Genomic DNA, 16,241 nt, shown 5'->3' with positions numbered 1-16,241 from the left:
AGGGGGAATGAGACGCACAGCCATGGCCAGTAACCCGACCGATACCGCAACTCCGATCACCCTGACCCCGCCCGATCCGGTGCCCGTGGTCGCGCCAACCCAGGCCGCCGGCCTGGTGCCCGTCACGGATGACACCAAGTCCAGGCTTGAAGCCCGCGCGGATGCCTTCGTTGCCGATCTCGTCGCGCAGGATGCGGCAAGCCCGGAGTTCGGCAAGCGCGTCGATCAGCTCGCCAACATGGGCCGCAAGGAAATCGTCGCCGCCGCCGGCATGTCGAACCGCTTCCTTGATCGACCGGTCCGCGCGATGGACAAGGACAGCGGTGTCGGCGCCGATCTCGCCGCGCTGCGCCGCACGGTGGAGGAGCTTGATCCCGGCCGGCAGGGCAAGCTCTCCGGCCCGCGCAAGATCTTCGGCATCATCCCCTTCGGCAACAGGCTGAAGACCTATTTCGACAGCTACCAGTCCTCGCAGGGCCACATCAAGGCGATCCTCGATCGCCTCGCTTCGGGCAAGGACGAGCTCCTGATGGACAATGCCGCCATCGACGTGGAGCGCGGCAAGCTCTGGGAAGCGATGGGCAACCTCGAGCAGATGATCCACATCTCCAAGGTGCTCGATCAGAAGCTGGAGGATGCCGCGGCGGATCTCGATCACACCGATCCGGCCAAGGCCAAGGCGGTCCGCGAAAGCGCCCTGTTCTATACCCGCCAGCGCACGCAGGATCTGCTCACGCAGATGGCTGTCACCGTGCAGGGCTATCTCGCGCTCGATCTGGTCAAGAAGAACAACGTCGAGCTGGTGAAGGGTGTTGACCGCGCCAGCACGACCACTGTTGCCGCCCTGCGCACCGCCGTCACCGTCGCGCAGGCGATGACCAACCAGCGCCTTGTGCTCTCGCAGATCACCGCGTTGAACACGACGACCGCGAACATCATCGATTCCACGGGCAAGCTGCTGCGCGAGCAGACCGGCAAGATCCACGAGATGGCTGCCTCCTCCACGATCCCGCTGGAAACGCTGCAGCGCGCGTTCCAGAACATCTACGAGACGATGGACACCATCGATACGTTCAAGCTGAAGGCGCTCGATGCGATGAAGCAGACGGTCGATACGCTTTCGGGCGAGGTCGAGAAGTCCAAGGGCTATATCGCGCGTGCCGAAGGCGCTGCGCAGGCCAAGCTGGAGGGGGACGCCACCTCGCCGCTGCTGAGCATCGAGGGCTGATTTCGCCATGGCCGAATCCGCGACCGACAGCAGCCGCATCCTCGCGGAGGCGCGCGCCAGCCTGCAGCGTCAGCAGGCGGGCGGGCGGCGCGCCACTGTGACTCTGGGGGGCGGCAGGTCCATCGGGCGACGCTCTGCCGAACTGAAACGGCTGCACTTCGCTCGCAAGGCCGCACGCATGGCCTTCGCGGTCATGGCCATCCTGTTTGCCGCGCTCGTCACCGGGCTGGTGATCGATGGCATCGGCTTCACCGGGATCGTGCTCACCTTCCTCGCCATCGTCGGCGCGATCGCCCTGCTGGGCACCTACCCTCGCATGAAAGTGCCCGAACTCGGCACGCTCAACCGCGGCGACGTGCGCGCGATGGTCGCGCGCACCGAGTTGTGGCTTGAAGCGCAGCGGCCCGCGCTGCCCGTGCCGGCCGTCACCCTCGTCGATCAGATCGGCGTCCAGCTCGATAGCCTTGGCCTCCAACTCGAAGGTGTCGATCCCGCCGAGCCCGCCGTCGTGGAAGTCCGCAAGCTGGTGGGCGAGCACTTGCCCGGCATGGTCGAAACCTATCGCCGCATCCCGGCGAACTTGCGCCGCGAACAGCGCGACGGGCGCACCGCCGATCAGCAACTGGCCGACGGCCTCGGCAAGATCAGCGCGGAGATCGACGCCGTCACCCGTCAGCTCGCGGCGGGCGATCTCGATGCCCTTGCCGTGCGCGGCCGCTTCCTCGATTACAAGTATGGCGACGGGCTCGAACAGGCCGCGCCGCAACTCGCCGCTCCGAAGGCCGAAAACTGATGCGCGTCTCGATCCCCCACACCCTCGGCAAGGACGAACTGCGCCGCCGCATGGCGGCCAGGCTGGGCGAGGCGGAAGACAAGGCCAGGGGCATGCTGGGCGGCCTTGCCACTGTCGAAACCAGCTGGACTGACGAAGACACCCTCGGGCTCATGGTCAGCGCGATGGGCTACACGATCCCCTGTACCGCCACGATTGCCGAAACCGCGCTCGACTTCGAGGTCGAGATCCCCGCCGGTGCCGGCTTTGCCCGCCGCATGATCGAAGCCGCCGTGCGGGAAAAGGGCGAGAAGCTGGTGGGGTAGGGGCCTGGGCGCTCTCGGTCTACCTTCGTCATCGCGAGCGCAGCGCAGCAATCCGGAGCGACGTGCACTAACGCTCTTGATGCTCCGTCACTGCGTTCCTTGCAATGACGCAGCAGGAGGGACTGGATCTCGGCTCACGCCGCCAGGCTGTAGGGCTCGATCTCGCCTGACAGGTACTGCTTCTTGGCCTTCGCTCGGCTCAGCTTGCCCGAACTGGTGCGCGGCAGCGTGCGCGGCGGCACGAGCTCGATCACGCAGTTCATGCCGGTGATCGCGCGCACCTTCTCGCGGATCTGATCGCGCAGCTTCACACGCTCTTCGGGATCGGACACGCGGCAGTGCACGAGCACGGCGGGCGTTTCCTCGCCGTTTTCGGTTTCCACCGAGAATGCCGCGATATCGCCCTGATGGAAGCCGGGTAGCTGCTCCACCGCCCATTCGATATCCTGCGGCCAGTGGTTCTTGCCGTTGATGATGATCATGTCCTTCGCCCGGCCGACGATGAACAGGTAGCCTTCCTCGTTGAGGTAGCCCATGTCGCCGGTATCGAGCCAGCCATCCACCATACAGGCTGCGGTCGCCTCGGGATCGCGGAAGTAGGAATGCATCACCGAGGAGCCCCGGCACCACACCTTGCCGATATGGTGGTGGGCCAGCGCCTCGCCCTGCTCGCCGCGCACGGCCACTTCCATGCCGCGCACCGCCTTGCCGCAATTGACGATGGCGCGGTAGCGCGCCGGGCGAGACAGATCGCGCGGGGTTCCCGAAAGACGCTCTTCCTCGACGAGTTCGACACGGATGCCTTCGCCCGGCGGCATGACCGTGACGGCCAGCGTCGCTTCGGCAAGGCCATAGCTCGGCAGGAAGGCGGCAGCCTTGAAGCCGGCATCGGCAAAGGCGTTGACGAAGTTCTGCATCACGTCGGGCCGGATCATGTCCGCCCCGTTGCCCGCGATGCGCCAGCGCGAAAGGTCGAAACGATCGGCCACGTTGCTCTGGCTCGAGATGCGGCGCGCGCAGATGTCATAGCCGAAGGTCGGCGAGTAGGACATCGAGGTGCCCTGGTTGCGGCTGATCAGATCCAGCCACGCCAGCGGACGGCGCGCGAAGTCCTCGGTCTTGAGGTAATCGGCGGAAACCTGGTTGGCGATGAGCGAGAGGAAGCAGCCGACAAGGCCCATGTCGTGATACCAGGGCAGCCAGCTGATCGCGCGGTCGCCAGGCTGGAACTTCATGCCGTGCGAATGGCCGGCGAGGTTCGACATCAGCGCCCGGTGCGTCACCGCCACGCCATGGGGGAAGCGGGTCGATCCGCTCGAATACTGGAGATAGGAAATCGCGTCCGGGTCCGGCGTCGGCAGCGCTGTATCCGCCGGCTCCGCCGCCGCCGCAAACTCCTGCCAGGTCAGCCCCTTGCAGCCGCAGCGTGCCGCGGCCGCCGCGCAGATCGCGGCAATCTCGTCCGGGTAGATCAGCATCGCGGGGTCCGAACTGGTGATCTGCACCGATAGCTGGTCGATGTAGTTCTCCTTGCCACCGAAGCTGGTCGGCAGCGGCAGCGGCACCGGCCACGCGCCCGCATACATCGCGCCGCAGAACAGCGCGGCAAAATCGGCACCGGTCTCGGCGATCAGGGCGATCCGGTCACCCGGCTGGACACCCATCGCGATCAGCCGGCGTGCGGCGATCAGCGCATCGCCGCGCAGTTCGGCAAAGGGGTAGACGCGGACCAGCGTCCCGCGCGCATCGTGGAAATTGAGGCCGCATGGCCCTTCTGCGGCGAAATCGAGCGCCTCGCAAAAGGTGCTGAAATCGGCAAAACGCCGGGGGCGCCCATCGTCATTGGGCGTGGGAACCAGCGCCGGGCGGGCGGCGGTATCCAGGACAGTCATTGCGTTACCCCGTCTTTTTGGTCTTGTTGAAACGTAAAATGGGGCCCTAACGGCCTGCTCTGTCCCCGCAAATCTTGCGGGATGTTCCCATTTGCGCGGGACTGTGGCACGAATGTGGCATGGCGTTTACCAGTTCCGGGCGCACGACGGGCCGAGCCGGCGGCACACGGCAGAAAACACCGCCGCCACCGCTCGATCAGCCCGCGCTCGATGCACTGGCGCTCGCCTATGTGGCCCGCTTCGCCACGAGTTCCGGGCGCCTATCGACATATCTCGGGCGTAAACTGCGCGAACGTGGCTGGGCCGGGGATTCGCCCCCGGATGTCGCGGCCATTGTCGCGCGCATGGCAGACCGCCGCTATCTTGATGATGCCGCCTATGCCGCGGCCAAGAGCGAGGGTCTGCGTCGGCGCGGATACGGCGTGCGGCGGATCGAGACGGCGCTGGATCACGACGGGATCGCGCCGGCCTTGCGCAGCGCAGTGCGTGGTAGCGAGACCGAGCGGCGCCGCGCCGTGCTGGCCTTTGCCCGGCGCAAGCGGTTCTGGCCCTATTCAGCCGGGCCGTGTCTTGATCCTGCCATGCGTGCCAAGCATCTGGCTGCCTACATGCGTGCCGGGCACGGGCTTGACCATGTTCGCCGGGTGATGGATGCGCAGGGTTTGGACGAACTGGAAGAATGGGCTGATGAACATGCTGAAGATGCCGTGGAATAGAGCTGCCGGTCTCGCCCTCCTGATTGCTGCTGTCGGGTGCTCGCCGCTCGCCGCCGGATCGACCAGCGCGCAGGGCTCGGCCAGCGCCGCTCCTGCAGCTGCTGCTCCGGTCCATCCGGTTTCGGGCCTCACTGTGGTGCCGCTCACCGTCAGGACCGCCGGCGGCCCGCACGTCTTCCAGGTCGAGGTCGCTGCCAGCCCTGCCGAGCAGGAGCGCGGCCTCATGTTCCGCGAGAAGATGGGTGCGGACGAGGGGATGATCTTCCCGATGGCTGCGCCCCGGCCGATCGCGTTCTGGATGAAGAACACGGTGATTCCGCTCGATATCATCTTCATCGGCCCGGACCACAAGGTGCTCAACGTGGCGGCCAATGCGGTACCTTATGACGAGACCCCGCTGCCGTCGGACGGCAATGCCTCGGGCGTGCTCGAACTGAACGGTGGCCGTGCGGCGCAGATCGGTCTCAAACCGGGCGACACTGTCACCTGGTAAGCCCCCGGCGCCATCACCAGGGCAGTAACACGACCTTTCCGCCGATACCGCCCTTTCCGATCCGCCGGTGGACATCGGCGGCGGCGGAAAGGGGCAGACGGGCTGCCACGACCGGCCGGATCCTGCCATCCTTCAAGCAGCTCAGCAGCTTGGCCATGTCCTCGGCGAACTGCTCTGGATGGGCCTTGCGGCGGTCGGTGATGGAATACCACACCGCGCGTCGTCCGCCCCAAAGCGGGCTCAGCAGGGTCCACAGCCTGAGCCGCAGGAGGCCGAGCCCCGCCGCAATCAGGCTTTCCCCGCCGGTCGCCATGGTTTGCGAGCCATAGCCGACAAGCACGCCGCCCGGCGCCAGCGCGGCGAAGGTGCGCTTGAAATGCGCGCCGCCGATGGCATCGAATGCGGCATCTACCCCGCGCCCGCCGGTCGCGCGCAGCACGGCGGCGGTGAAATCCTCCGCGCGGTAGTCGATCGCTTCCGCGCCGTGGCTTTCGACGACCGCCATGTTCGCGGCCGAACAGGTGCCGATCGCGCGCAGTCCCATGGCCCGTGCCAGATCGAGCAGGGCGGAGCCGACCGAGCCCGAAGCGCCGATCACGAGGATCGTGGCGCCAGCCTCAATGCCCGCCGCCCGCGCCAGCATCTGGTAGGCCGTCATGTAGGCCAGTGGCAGGCACACCGCCTCGGCGGGATCGATCCCTTCCGGCACCGGCACCAGCGTGGCAGCCCGGCGCACTGCGTATTGCGCATAGCCGCCCACGACAGTCAGGTCGGCCACCATCTGGCCCGGGGTCAACCCCGTCACGCCGGCGCCCAGCGCATCGACCGTGCCGACAAGGTCGTAGCCCGGCGTGAAGGGCAGCGGGCCCTTGAAATCGGGATAGCGGCCCATGCGGATGAACGTGTCGGTGAAGCCGGTTCCCGCCGCCAGCACCTTGATGCGCACTTCGCCGGGCCCGGGCTCGGGCAGGGCTTCCTCGGTTGCCAGTTCAAGGACGTCCGGCCCTCCGAAGTGGCTGATGCGGATATGCTGCCAGGCCATGTGTCTGTCCCGCTGCGAGGGGTTGCCGCGTCAGACTATGGGGGCAGGGCGGCAATGCAATCCCCTATGCCGTGCGAACGTACCGAAACGATCCATCCATCGCCAGCCCAACCCCCTCTTGCCCAAACCCCCTTTGAGACGCTAAGCGCGCAACCCATGAGCATCCTCGGCAAGATCTTCACCTGGTGGGACGGCGCCACCTTCGGCACCATGCTCGACAGCGCCCGCAATGGCGTGAAAGTCGGCCAGGACGCGCAGGGCAACACCTACTACCGCTCGCGCAAACCCTATCCCAAGGGCCACCCCTTCGCGGGGAGCGAGCGCCGCTGGGTGATCTACAACGGCCCAAATGATGCCAGCCGCGTGCCTGCCGAATGGCACGGGTGGCTCCATGGCAATTTCGATGGCACGCCGGAAAGCAACCTGCCTGCGCCGCGTATCTGGGAAGTGGAATTCACGCCCAACGCTACCGGTACCTCGGCCGCCTATCGCCCGCAGGGTGCGCTCGAGCGCGGTGGCAAGCGCGCCCGCGCCACGGGTGACTACGAAGCCTGGTCGCCCGAAGGCTGATGCGCCGCTTCGCACCGCTGCTGCTGGCGCCGGCTTTGCTGGCGCTTGGTTCATGCGGCGGCAACAAGAACGCCGAAGCCCCGCCGCCTAGCGAGGCAACGCAAGGCGCCGGCCCGGCTGCCAATGCATCGGGCGTGGTCGAAAGCGAGTTCGGCACACCGGTCAAGGACCGCGTCGCGACGCTGGGTTTCCTGAACAAGCGCAACAACATCACGCAGATCGTCCAGCTGAAGAGCGGCGAATCGCGCCGCATCGGCAATGCGATCATCAAGCTGGCCACCTGCGAGCGGACCGCGCCGTGGGAGGATCCGCCGGAAACGGGCGCATTTGTCCAGCTCTTCGTCGAGGAACGCGCGACGACCCGCGAACGGCTCGCCTGGCACAAGGTCTTCTCGGGCTGGCTGTTCAAGAATGCCCCCGCCCTCAACGTGGTCGAGCATCCGGTCTACGACGTGTGGGTCAAGGACTGTGCGATGAAGTTCCCCGGCGAGGAGGATAGCCCTGCCGCCGCCGCATCGACGAGCAGCGCGGCAAAGCCGGCGGGCAAGCCGCCAGCGCCCGCGGCCGTTACGTCTGCTCCGGCTGCCGCCGCGCCGGCCGCCGCCGAAGGTTCGCCCCCGGCCTGACGCCGGGCCGCCGGTATCAGCGCCCGTTTGAGCAGATCGAGATAGCGGGCCTGGGTGATTTCCACCGCGCCCAGCGAAGCAAGGTGCGGCGTGGTGAACTGGCAATCGAGCAGTTCCGCCCCGGCGCGCCGCAGCGCCGCAACGAGCCATGCCAGCGCGACCTTGGAAGCGTCGCTGGTGCGGCTGAACATGCTCTCGCCGCAGAACACCCGGTCAAATCCGACGCCATAGAGCCCGCCGACCAGAATTTCCGTGCCGCCGGGCCCATCCTGCCAGGTTTCGATCGAATGCGCGTGTCCTTGGCGATGCAGCTCGCGGTAGCTTGCGGCGATGCGGTGGCTGATCCAGCTGTCCTCGGCATCGAGGCGCGGGGCGGCGCAGGCATCGATCACCGCATCGAACGCCTCGTTGCAGGTCACCCGGAAGCGCCCCCGCCGCAAGGTGCGCGCCAGGCTGCGCGAGAGGTGGAAGCCCTCCAGCGGCAGGATTGCCCGCATCCGCGGCTCGACCCAATAGACGTCCGGATCGTCCCGGCTGTCCGACATCGGGAAAATGCCGGCACGATAGGCCTGCAGCAAAAGCTCGGGCGGGATGATCGAGGTGTCGCTCTTCATCGGCACACGCAGCTTCTGCCGCTTGCTGTGTCTGCGTCAAGCCTCGCCTGCGTGGCTGGGTCCGATCCGGTGTTCATCACCCAATTCTTGGTTGGTCTGAAGATGAAGCATTGTTATGAATCAGAAGCAGGAGAATTGTGCCATGGTCAAGCTCAATACCAGCTGGGGCGGCAACTTCCAGTTGAGCCAGTTCAAGGTGGCAACCTATTTCAGCGCCGGGCTCGAACCGAAAATTACGCACGGCGATCTCACGATCGGGACCGAAACGTTTCCCGATGTCGCGAGCTTTCGTGTTATGATTCCCCTTTCTGATATCGTGACCGAGCCTTACGACTTTCATTTCGGCGGGACAGGCCTTGCCTTTGCCTCAGGCACAAGCGCCCTTGCCGCGGGAACCATCAGTGCGCTGCATGTCACGTGGGGCGACTATGCGTCGGAGGCGTACACGCTGTCCGGCCTTTCCCTGACCGCGGCAGACATCGCGGCCGCGCAAAAGTCGTCCAATCCCGATGCCACGCTCGCCGCGCGCATCTTTTCGGGCAATGACGATATCGAACTTGGCCACAATGCCGACGTCGCCAACGGGTACGCCGGGGACGACCGACTGAGCGGCGGGGGCGGTTACGATACGCTCTACGGCGGAGCGGGGAACGACAAGCTCTACGGCGGCCCGGGCCACGATGATCTCTATGATGTCGAGGGCAACAACCTGTTCCATGGCGGGGCGGAGTACGACACCGTCCATTTCGTCGGCGCCCGGGCGGGGGTCACGGTCAATCTCGCATTGACGCGCGCACAGGCTACCGGAATTGGCAGCGATACCTTAGTTCTTGTCGAAAACATCGAAGGCAGCGCCTTTGGAGACCGGTTCACCGGCACAGACGGCTCCAACGAGTTTCGCGGGCTTGCTGGCAATGACCGGCTGGACGGGCGTGCCGGCGATGATTTTCTGGTCGGCGGGAAAGGCAGCGATATCCTCATCGGCGGTACCGGTGCAGACATGTTCGGGTTTTCCGATATTCGCACCGGGATCGACACGATTGTGGACATGCGCGCCGGCCAGGGCGACACGATCCGTCTTTCCCGATCCGCCTTTGTCGGCATGTCCAATGGCGCCCTCAAGGCGGATCAGTTCTACGCCGCAGACGGTGCGACGCAGGCGCACGACGCCTCGGATCGCATCGTCTACGACACGGCGACCGGCGCACTCTATTTCGATGCGGACGGCGCGGGTGGGCAGGCGGCAGTCCAGTTCGCGATTGTCGGCAATGATCACCACCCACTGCTCGATTTCAGCCTGTTTTCGGTCGTCCCGCCGTTCTTTTTCTGATCGCATGGCGCCGATCCGTCATGCCGGAGCAGTTGGCGCATCTGCAGTTGCGCTGCGCGCGGCAACCCACTAAGGGCACTCCTCCGGCACAGGAGTGTAGCTCAGTTGGTAGAGCATCGGTCTCCAAAACCGAGGGCCGGGGGTTCGAGTCCCTCCACTCCTGCCAGGTCCTGCTGAAGGACCTGGCGCCCGCTTCCCACTTTCGAGAGTTTGTCGCGCCACGCGCCGGCTGCCATGGTGCGCGCCAGTGCCGCTCCTCCTGCCGAAAGTTTCCGTGCCATGAACGTCAAGGCCTATGCCGCCCACGCCGCCGACCAGCCGCTCGGCCCTTTCGTCATCGAGCGCCGCGAGCCCGGTCCGAAGGACGTGGTGATCGCCATCGCCTTTTGCGGCGTGTGCCATTCCGATCTCCATACGGTGCGCGGCGAATGGGGCGGCACCCTCTTCCCGTGCGTGCCGGGGCACGAGATTGTCGGCACGGTCAGCGCCGTGGGCAGCGCCGTCACCCGATTCGCCGCTGGGGACACGGTCGGTGTCGGCTGCATCGTCGATAGCTGCCGGACTTGCGCGGCCTGCGGCGATGGGCTGGAGCAATTCTGCGCCAGCGGCATGACCGGCACCTACAATTCGCCCTCGCCCGATGCGCCCGGGCACACGCTCGGCGGCTATGCGCAGACTATCGTGGTGGACGAGGCCTATGTTCTTTCGATCCGCCACAAGCCGGAGCAACTCGCCGCGGTCGCGCCGCTGCTCTGCGCCGGGATCACCACGTGGTCGCCCTTGCGCCACTGGCAAGCGGGCCCCGGCAAGCGAGTCGGCGTCGTCGGCATCGGCGGTCTTGGCCACATGGGCATCAAGCTCGCCCGCGCGCTGGGTGCCGAAGTCACCGGCTTCACCACCAATCCCGCCAAGCGGCAGGCCATCCTCGATCTCGGCGCGCACCATGTCGTCGTCTCGACCGACAAGGCCGCCATGAAGGCCGCCCGCGAGAGCCTCGATCTCATCATCAACACCGTCTCGCACAGCCACGATCTCGATCCCTTCCTGCTCACGCTCACCCGTGACGGGACGATGGTGATGGTCGGCGGGCCGGAAAAGCCGCACCCGATGCCCACGCTGTTCCACTTGCTGACGCGCCGCCGCAGCATTGCCGGCTCGCTCATCGGCGGCATCGCGGAAACGCAGGAGATGCTGGATTTCTGCGCCGAGAATGGCGTGGTCTCGGACATCGAGCTGATTCGCATGGACGAGATCGAGGCCGCCTATGCGCGCATGGTGAAGAGCGATGTGCGCTACCGCTTCGTGATCGATACGAAGACCATTTGAGCCGCTGGGGCGGATTGCGCACCGGCCAATTCCCCGCCTGGCCACTCCCGCGAGGACGCTGAACGGGCGTCCGGGCTGTGGCTTGCCCCGGTGCAGCCACGCCCCGTGCCATCCGCACGGGGCGCAAACGGAGTCCCGCGCTCTTGCCAAGGGCGGGGCTAGGCCCTAAATGCAGGGCTCTTCCGACATCGGAAACCTCGCCTGCCCCTCCCGGACCTGTCCGGGGCGGCGATGAGGCCTAGCCGGAAGCCGTGGAAACCGCGCGATGGACGTGCGGCCTCAAGTTGATGTGATTGGCAGGAACACGATGGCAAAGATCAGCCCCGGTGAATTCATCAACCAGGTCCGCGCCGAAGCGCGCAAGGTGATCTGGCCGACCCGCGCCGAGACGACCACGACCGCAATCTTCGTCGGCATCATGATGCTCATCCTTGCAGTGTTCTTCCTCGGCATCGATTCGATCTTCAGCCTGATCGTGCGCTCGCTCCTGTCGCTCGCCTGATCTCTCGACCCAATTCAAGGACTGCCCATGGCCCGCTGGTACATCATTCACGCCTATTCCGGCTTCGAGAACAAGGTGAAGGAAGCGATCCTCTCCGAGGCCGAGCGCATCGGCCTCTCGCAGCTGGTCGAGGCGGTCGAGGTGCCCACCGAAACCGTCACCGAGGTGAAGCGCGGCAAGAAGGTCCAGGTCGAGCGCAAGTTCATGCCCGGCTACGTCCTCGCCAAGCTCGCGATGAATGATGACATCTACCACCTCGTGAAGAACACGCCCAAGGTCACCGGGTTCCTCGGCAACAACAACAAGCCGCAGCCGATTTCCGACAAGGAAGCCGCCCGCTACTTCGGCGCGCGCGAGGCCGCTGCCGCCGAACCGCGCAAGCAGGTCCTCGTCGATTACGAGATCGGCGATTCGGTCAAGGTCAACGCCGGTCCGTTCGCCTCATTCAACGGAACCGTGGAAGAGCTGGATTTCGAGAAGCAGCGCGTCAAGGTCGCCGTCTCCATCTTCGGCCGCGCCACCCCGGTCGAACTGAGCTTCGAAGAAGTCGAACTCGTCAAGTAACATCAGCCCGCACGAACCATGCCCCATGCGCTCCCCTCCCCGGTGGGGAGAGGTCTGGGCGAGGTGGTTCGCCAAAGGCGGACCGAAGGGGCCCTTCAAGCGATAGAACCAGCCTTACGGGCTGCAAGGGCCAGCTGCCTTTGCAGCCCGAAGTGTTGTGGGCTGCCTGAAATGCCGCCGTTAGCTCCGGATTCGGCATCAACGCCGGGCCTCAGGCCTTTTTCATGAAGCCCAGATCTTTCGCATCGAAGCGCGCCAGATCGGGCAGAATATCGGCAAGGTCGCTCTCGCTGATCCCCATCCACCTCCCGAGTGTTGCAGCGTATTGCGAGGCCGACGTGCTAGGCAGCATCGGCCCACCCTCATAGGTCGTGTCCGGACCGTTGACGTTGATGGCGGGCAGCTTGCCGTAGATGTTCCCGCCGTTGACCGCGCCGCCCATGACGAGATGATGCGATCCCCAGCCGTGATCGGTGCCATCTTCATTGGGCACGAAGTTGCGACCGAATTCTGATGTGGTGAACAGCGTGACCTTGTCCCGCATCCCGAGCTTGCCGAGCATGGAATCGAAGAAGACCAGCGCACTGTTCAGCTTGGTCATCAGCTGGGGGTGCCAGATGTTCTGTTCGCTGTGGGTGTCGAACCCGCCCAGTTCGACGTAGAATACCTGACGCCGCGCCCCGATCGCGCTGCTTGCGCCGATCAGGCGGCCGATGGTGCGCAGGCTGTTGGCCAGTTCGTTCTCGCCGCCGCCGGGGGTCTGGCCGAATGTCGCGTCCGGCAAAATGGCGCCGTTCAGGATGGCGGATTCGTCCCGCAGGGTTTCATGGGCCTGCGCATAGGCTTTCTCGAGCAGATTGGTCCGCGTCCCCGATCCGGTTACCGCGCGTTCAAAGGGCGATCCCGGTTCGAAATAGGGCTGCGGCACACCATCGTTCGAGACGGCAAAGGCATACGTGTTGGCGCCCATCCCGAAGCGGGTATATCCCGCCGATGAAATGGTCGTGGCGATGGGATGGGCATTGGTGGAGGCCATGATGTCTGCCATGCGCCCGCCCCAGCCATATTCGCTGGCCTCGTTGAGGCTCGCCCACATGTTACTCTGGTCGAAATGCGAGCCCAGCAGGCGGGGCAGCTTCGCCCGGCCAGCATCGATGTCGGCGCGCGTAGTCGGCTCGAGCAGCGGGCCGACGTTGGCCACGACGGCGATACGGCCGGCATTGTAGAGCTTGCGAATGCCGGTCAAGCGGGGGCTGAGGGCGATCTGTAGCCCTTTTTGCTGGCTCGCTGCGGTGAGCGGCAGCAGCTTGGCGCGTGCAAGGGCCAGGTCCTTCCGCACATTCGCATAGTTCGTATAGGATGGCATGTCGTAGGGCACGATGCTGCTCAGATGGTCGTTGCCACCACCCAGCGCGACATAGACGAGGGCCTTGTAATCGCTCGCGGTTTGCGCCGATGCTGCGGCAATTCCGGCAAATCTCATCGCAAATGGGGAGGCAATGCCGGCAGCAGCAAAGGCACTGGCCTGGCGGAGGAATTCGCGGCGCGAGGCTGCGTGGGTCATGGACTTCCTCTCCTACTTCTGAACGACGTATTCTGCGGATGCGATCATGACCCGCATGGCCCGGGCGAATTTGAGCTGGGGAAGGCCGCCGCTGGTCTGAGCCCAATCGTCCGTAATGGCCGCCATGGAATCGCGGATCTGCCGTTTGAGAGCGGCAGACATCTGCCCGGCCATGAATCGCTGGTTCATTTTCTCGATCAGCGCTGTGGGCGTCCGCACCAGCGGCAGCCAATCGCTGTAATCGAGTTGCAGTGTGATGGCATTGGGATGCGCCTCATCGACATATTTCGTCAGGCCTGCATAAAGCAGCGTGTTCCACATGAAGTCGTCGATATCCCCGACTGACGCAGCGGTCGTGATCTGCATCTCGGGCGAGACCAGTTCGCGTTTGAAAAGCTCGGTCCCGGCCGGTTTGTAATCGGGATAGTAGAAGTTGAACACGGTATGGGCATGGAGCGGCGACTGCCACAGGCCCTTGTGGCTGTCATAGTCCCAGGTCGGAATGCCGAAATCATTGGGATCATCGCCGGGCTTGGCGTTGAACACGCGCAGGATCTGGGCATAGCGCTGGATCGGTTCGCGGATGCGGCCGAACGTGGGGTCGGCTGCCTTGGCTGGATCGCGCGCTTCCGGATCGAGCAGAATGGCCTTGATCACCGCCTTCATGTCGCCGCGCACGCCCGCCCCGTTGTTGTCGAAAACGGCTGAGACGCGGGCGATGTAAGCCGGGCTCGGATTGCTTGTCACGAAGCGCTGGATCAGCTGCCGGCCGATAAAGGGGCCGACATTGGGATGCCTCACAAGGCGGTTCATCACGACCTTGAGATCCGTAATCGGTTTGGTCGCACCAGCCTTGATCGTGACGCCGAGGAACTTCTTCTCCGACGAGGAGTGGTACGAGTTGTTGCCCTCCATGGGCTTCATCTGCACAGCCGGCTCTGCGGGGGGCTGGCAAAAGCAGTTGGTGTATTCCCAATCATCCGCAGTCGCGCCCTTCAGCCCGAAACCGGTGAGGGCCTTGGAAATTCCCACCACGTCAGCCTGCGTATAGGTCGGGATGGGCTGCCCATTGGCATCGAGCTTGCGGCTTCCATCCGGATTGAGTTGCCACAAGCCGATCGAAAACAGCTGCATCACCTCGCGGGCATAATTCTGGTCAGGCTGTGTCCCGGGCAAACTGCTGTCACCGCGATTGTACAGGTTGGAAAGGAAGGCACCCATCGCCGGGCTCAGCGACACTTGCGTCAACAGCTCACCGAATGTCGTCAGACCTGTCGTCTGCAGGATATCCACGTAGCGCGCCATGGCTCGCCCATAATCCTGCGTCGCATTCACATAAGTAGAATTGACCAGTATTTGCGATATTGCAAAAAGATAGCGCTGTCTCAGCTGATCGTCTTTTGTAAAACCAATCCACATCCCGGGATGAATGGGGTTAATGTTTGAATCTTTTATAGTCGGAAAGATGCTATTATATGCATCGAGGTGAGAGTATTGCACCGGCATGGCAAATTGCTTGTCGATCCATGCCGAATAGCCAATTGATTGCACAAGTGCGATGTCCGCGTCCGAATAGCCAAACGTTGCCTGCTGGAGGAAGCGCTCCGCATCCTGCGCCGAAATCGTCGCCCCCGGGGCGGTCTGGGCCTGCGCGGCTACAGGGAGGACGAGGGCACCGCCAAGCCCGTAGGCCAGCGCCGCAACAAGTGCTGGTGCAAGCCGGCTCAAGGTCCGCGCGCGCACCTTCATGTATTTTGACTGTACCCTCATGCTCAACCTCGCAACAGGGGGGCGCCGTGGCAGGCACCGCGATTTCTGGACGTTGGCTAAAGGTATTACGTAGCGAGAATTGCGGATGGTTTGCAAAACGACCTAAACGCCCGCCCCGGTTGCGGTACACCTTGTTTTCGCCACCATTCACAGTCCCTGTCCGGCGGCGCGCCCATTATGCGAGGCATGGCCGGGTCAGGCCGGCAGGCATCCGGCAGCCCCCGGTGAGCCGCATACGGATGTTGCGGTGCAGAGCCCACACGGTGCGGTGCCTTGTGTTGCGACAGCACAGGGGATGCCACCAATGACGGCCTATCGGCAGCCCCCATTGCCAAACGCCCACGTCCCCGCTAATCGCCCGCGCTTCCGGCAGGGATTCGTCCTCGCCTGATTCCGTGCGGGAGGATGCCCCGGCATCCGTTTGACCGCTCACTCTGCGGAGGCTTCGGCCCCCAACAGGACGAAAGGAGGCCAATCGTGGCCAAGAAAATCGATGGTTACATCAAGCTGCAGGTTGCAGCTGGTGAAGCGAAGCCCTCGCCGCCGATCGGGCCCGCGCTCGGTCAGCGCGGTGTCAACATCATGGGTTTCTGCAAGGAATTCAACGCCGCGACTCAAGAAGTCGAAAAGGGCACCCCGCTGCCCACCATCATCACGGTCTATTCGGACAAGTCGTTCACCTTCGTGACGAAGACCCCGCCGGCGACCTTCCTCATCAAGAAGGTGCTCGGCCTCAAGTCCGGCTCGAAGGAGCCGGGCAAGATCTCGGCCGGCAAGATCACCCGCGCGCAGCTCGCCGAAGTCGCCGCGCTCAAGATGAAGGATCTGAACGCGAACGACGAGGACGCGGCGATCAAGATCATCGAAGGTTCGGCGCGCGCCATGGGCCTGCAGGTGGAGGGTTGA

Annotated in this window: 16 protein-coding genes, 1 tRNA gene and 1 pseudogene; 13 read left to right on the top strand and 5 right to left on the bottom strand. The window is 64.6% G+C overall.

Features of this window, described 5'->3' with window-relative positions; all coding sequences use genetic code 11:
* Positions 1-22 precede the first annotated feature (22 nt).
* The 3 genes from AQZ52_RS01805 to AQZ52_RS01795 are packed head-to-tail and all read left to right on the top strand — an operon-like array spanning position 23 to position 2,326.
* Positions 23-1,228 (top strand): toxic anion resistance protein, encoded by a 1,206-nt coding sequence (locus tag AQZ52_RS01805; protein WP_067906242.1) that lies wholly within the window; start codon positions 23-25, stop codon positions 1,226-1,228.
* 7 nt (positions 1,229-1,235) lie between these two features.
* Positions 1,236-2,021, top strand: coding sequence for a hypothetical protein (locus AQZ52_RS01800; protein WP_067906241.1), 786 nt, complete (start codon positions 1,236-1,238; stop codon positions 2,019-2,021).
* On the top strand, positions 2,021-2,326 hold the full coding sequence (locus AQZ52_RS01795) for a polyhydroxyalkanoic acid system family protein (RefSeq protein ID WP_067906240.1): 306 nt from the start codon (positions 2,021-2,023) through the stop codon (positions 2,324-2,326). Before AQZ52_RS01800 ends, AQZ52_RS01795 begins: the two co-directional genes overlap by 1 nt.
* Before the next feature lie 134 nt (positions 2,327-2,460).
* Here AQZ52_RS01795 and AQZ52_RS01790 read toward each other — a convergent pair whose 3' ends face one another.
* Complete coding sequence (locus AQZ52_RS01790) at positions 2,461-4,218, bottom strand: fatty acyl-AMP ligase (RefSeq protein WP_067906239.1); 1,758 nt, start codon at positions 4,216-4,218, stop codon at positions 2,461-2,463.
* Positions 4,219-4,337: 119 nt separating this feature from the next.
* Here AQZ52_RS01790 and AQZ52_RS01785 point away from each other — a divergent pair, with 119 nt between their 5' ends.
* Positions 4,338-4,934 carry a regulatory protein RecX gene (locus tag AQZ52_RS01785; RefSeq protein WP_067906238.1) on the top strand — a complete coding sequence of 199 codons (597 nt, stop codon included), beginning with the start codon at positions 4,338-4,340 and terminating at the stop codon, positions 4,932-4,934.
* Positions 4,906-5,427 (top strand): DUF192 domain-containing protein, encoded by a 522-nt coding sequence (locus tag AQZ52_RS01780; protein ID WP_420806437.1) that lies wholly within the window; start codon positions 4,906-4,908, stop codon positions 5,425-5,427. The genes AQZ52_RS01785 and AQZ52_RS01780 overlap by 29 nt, the downstream gene beginning before the upstream one ends.
* 13 nt (positions 5,428-5,440) lie before the next feature.
* Here the strand turns inward: AQZ52_RS01780 and AQZ52_RS01775 are convergent, their stop codons facing one another.
* A complete protein-coding gene (locus tag AQZ52_RS01775; RefSeq protein WP_067906237.1) occupies positions 5,441-6,469 on the bottom strand; it encodes a medium chain dehydrogenase/reductase family protein in 1,029 nt (342 codons plus the stop codon).
* Positions 6,470-6,625: 156 nt separating this feature from the next.
* Here AQZ52_RS01775 and AQZ52_RS01770 point away from each other — a divergent pair, with 156 nt between their 5' ends.
* Both AQZ52_RS01770 and AQZ52_RS17995 read left to right on the top strand, forming a co-directional pair.
* Positions 6,626-7,039, top strand: coding sequence for an NADH:ubiquinone oxidoreductase subunit NDUFA12 (locus tag AQZ52_RS01770; protein ID WP_067906236.1), 414 nt, complete (start codon positions 6,626-6,628; stop codon positions 7,037-7,039).
* A pseudogene (locus AQZ52_RS17995) lies at positions 7,039-7,449 on the top strand (DUF2155 domain-containing protein); the annotation flags it as partial. The gene AQZ52_RS01770 and the pseudogene AQZ52_RS17995, both read left to right, overlap by 1 nt.
* Positions 7,450-7,484: 35 nt before the next feature.
* Here AQZ52_RS17995 and aat read toward each other — a convergent pair.
* Complete coding sequence (gene aat, locus AQZ52_RS01760; protein ID WP_205626402.1) at positions 7,485-8,279, bottom strand: leucyl/phenylalanyl-tRNA--protein transferase; 795 nt, start codon at positions 8,277-8,279, stop codon at positions 7,485-7,487.
* A gap of 142 nt (positions 8,280-8,421) precedes the next feature.
* On the opposite strand from aat, the gene AQZ52_RS01755 reads away from it, so the two are divergent.
* The 5 genes from AQZ52_RS01755 to nusG all read left to right on the top strand — a co-directional run bounded on the left by AQZ52_RS01755 (position 8,422) and on the right by nusG (position 12,001).
* Positions 8,422-9,609: a calcium-binding protein gene (locus AQZ52_RS01755; protein ID WP_067906234.1), complete on the top strand. Its 1,188-nt coding sequence runs from the start codon at positions 8,422-8,424 to the stop codon at positions 9,607-9,609.
* A gap of 90 nt (positions 9,610-9,699) precedes the next feature.
* Positions 9,700-9,775, top strand: a tRNA-Trp gene (locus AQZ52_RS01750).
* A 113-nt stretch (positions 9,776-9,888) separates the two neighbouring features.
* A complete protein-coding gene (locus AQZ52_RS01745) occupies positions 9,889-10,935 on the top strand; it encodes an NAD(P)-dependent alcohol dehydrogenase (protein ID WP_067906233.1) in 1,047 nt (348 codons plus the stop codon).
* Between the two features lie 307 nt (positions 10,936-11,242).
* Positions 11,243-11,437, top strand: a complete 195-nt coding sequence (gene secE / locus AQZ52_RS01740; protein WP_067909189.1) for a preprotein translocase subunit SecE — start codon at positions 11,243-11,245, stop codon at positions 11,435-11,437.
* A gap of 27 nt (positions 11,438-11,464) precedes the next feature.
* The gene (gene nusG / locus AQZ52_RS01735; RefSeq protein ID WP_067906232.1) at positions 11,465-12,001 is read left to right on the top strand and encodes a transcription termination/antitermination protein NusG; all 537 of its coding nucleotides are present in this window, start codon (positions 11,465-11,467) and stop codon (positions 11,999-12,001) included.
* Positions 12,002-12,212: 211 nt separating this feature from the next.
* Here the strand turns inward: nusG and AQZ52_RS01730 are convergent, their stop codons facing one another.
* Positions 12,213-13,565, bottom strand: a complete 1,353-nt coding sequence (locus AQZ52_RS01730) for a DUF1501 domain-containing protein (RefSeq protein WP_067906231.1) — start codon at positions 13,563-13,565, stop codon at positions 12,213-12,215.
* Positions 13,566-13,577: 12 nt separating this feature from the next.
* Positions 13,578-15,314, bottom strand: coding sequence for a DUF1800 domain-containing protein (locus tag AQZ52_RS01725; protein WP_067906230.1), 1,737 nt, complete (start codon positions 15,312-15,314; stop codon positions 13,578-13,580).
* Between the two features lie 498 nt (positions 15,315-15,812).
* On the opposite strand from AQZ52_RS01725, the gene rplK reads away from it, so the two are divergent.
* A complete protein-coding gene (gene rplK, locus AQZ52_RS01720; RefSeq protein ID WP_067906229.1) occupies positions 15,813-16,241 on the top strand; it encodes a 50S ribosomal protein L11 in 429 nt (142 codons plus the stop codon).

The sequence above is a fragment of the Novosphingobium fuchskuhlense genome, assembly GCF_001519075.1.
GTDB lineage: Bacteria > Pseudomonadota > Alphaproteobacteria > Sphingomonadales > Sphingomonadaceae > Novosphingobium > Novosphingobium fuchskuhlense.
The sequence above is the reverse complement of the archived record's forward strand: the minus strand, read 5'-3'. Positions and strand labels throughout refer to the sequence as shown.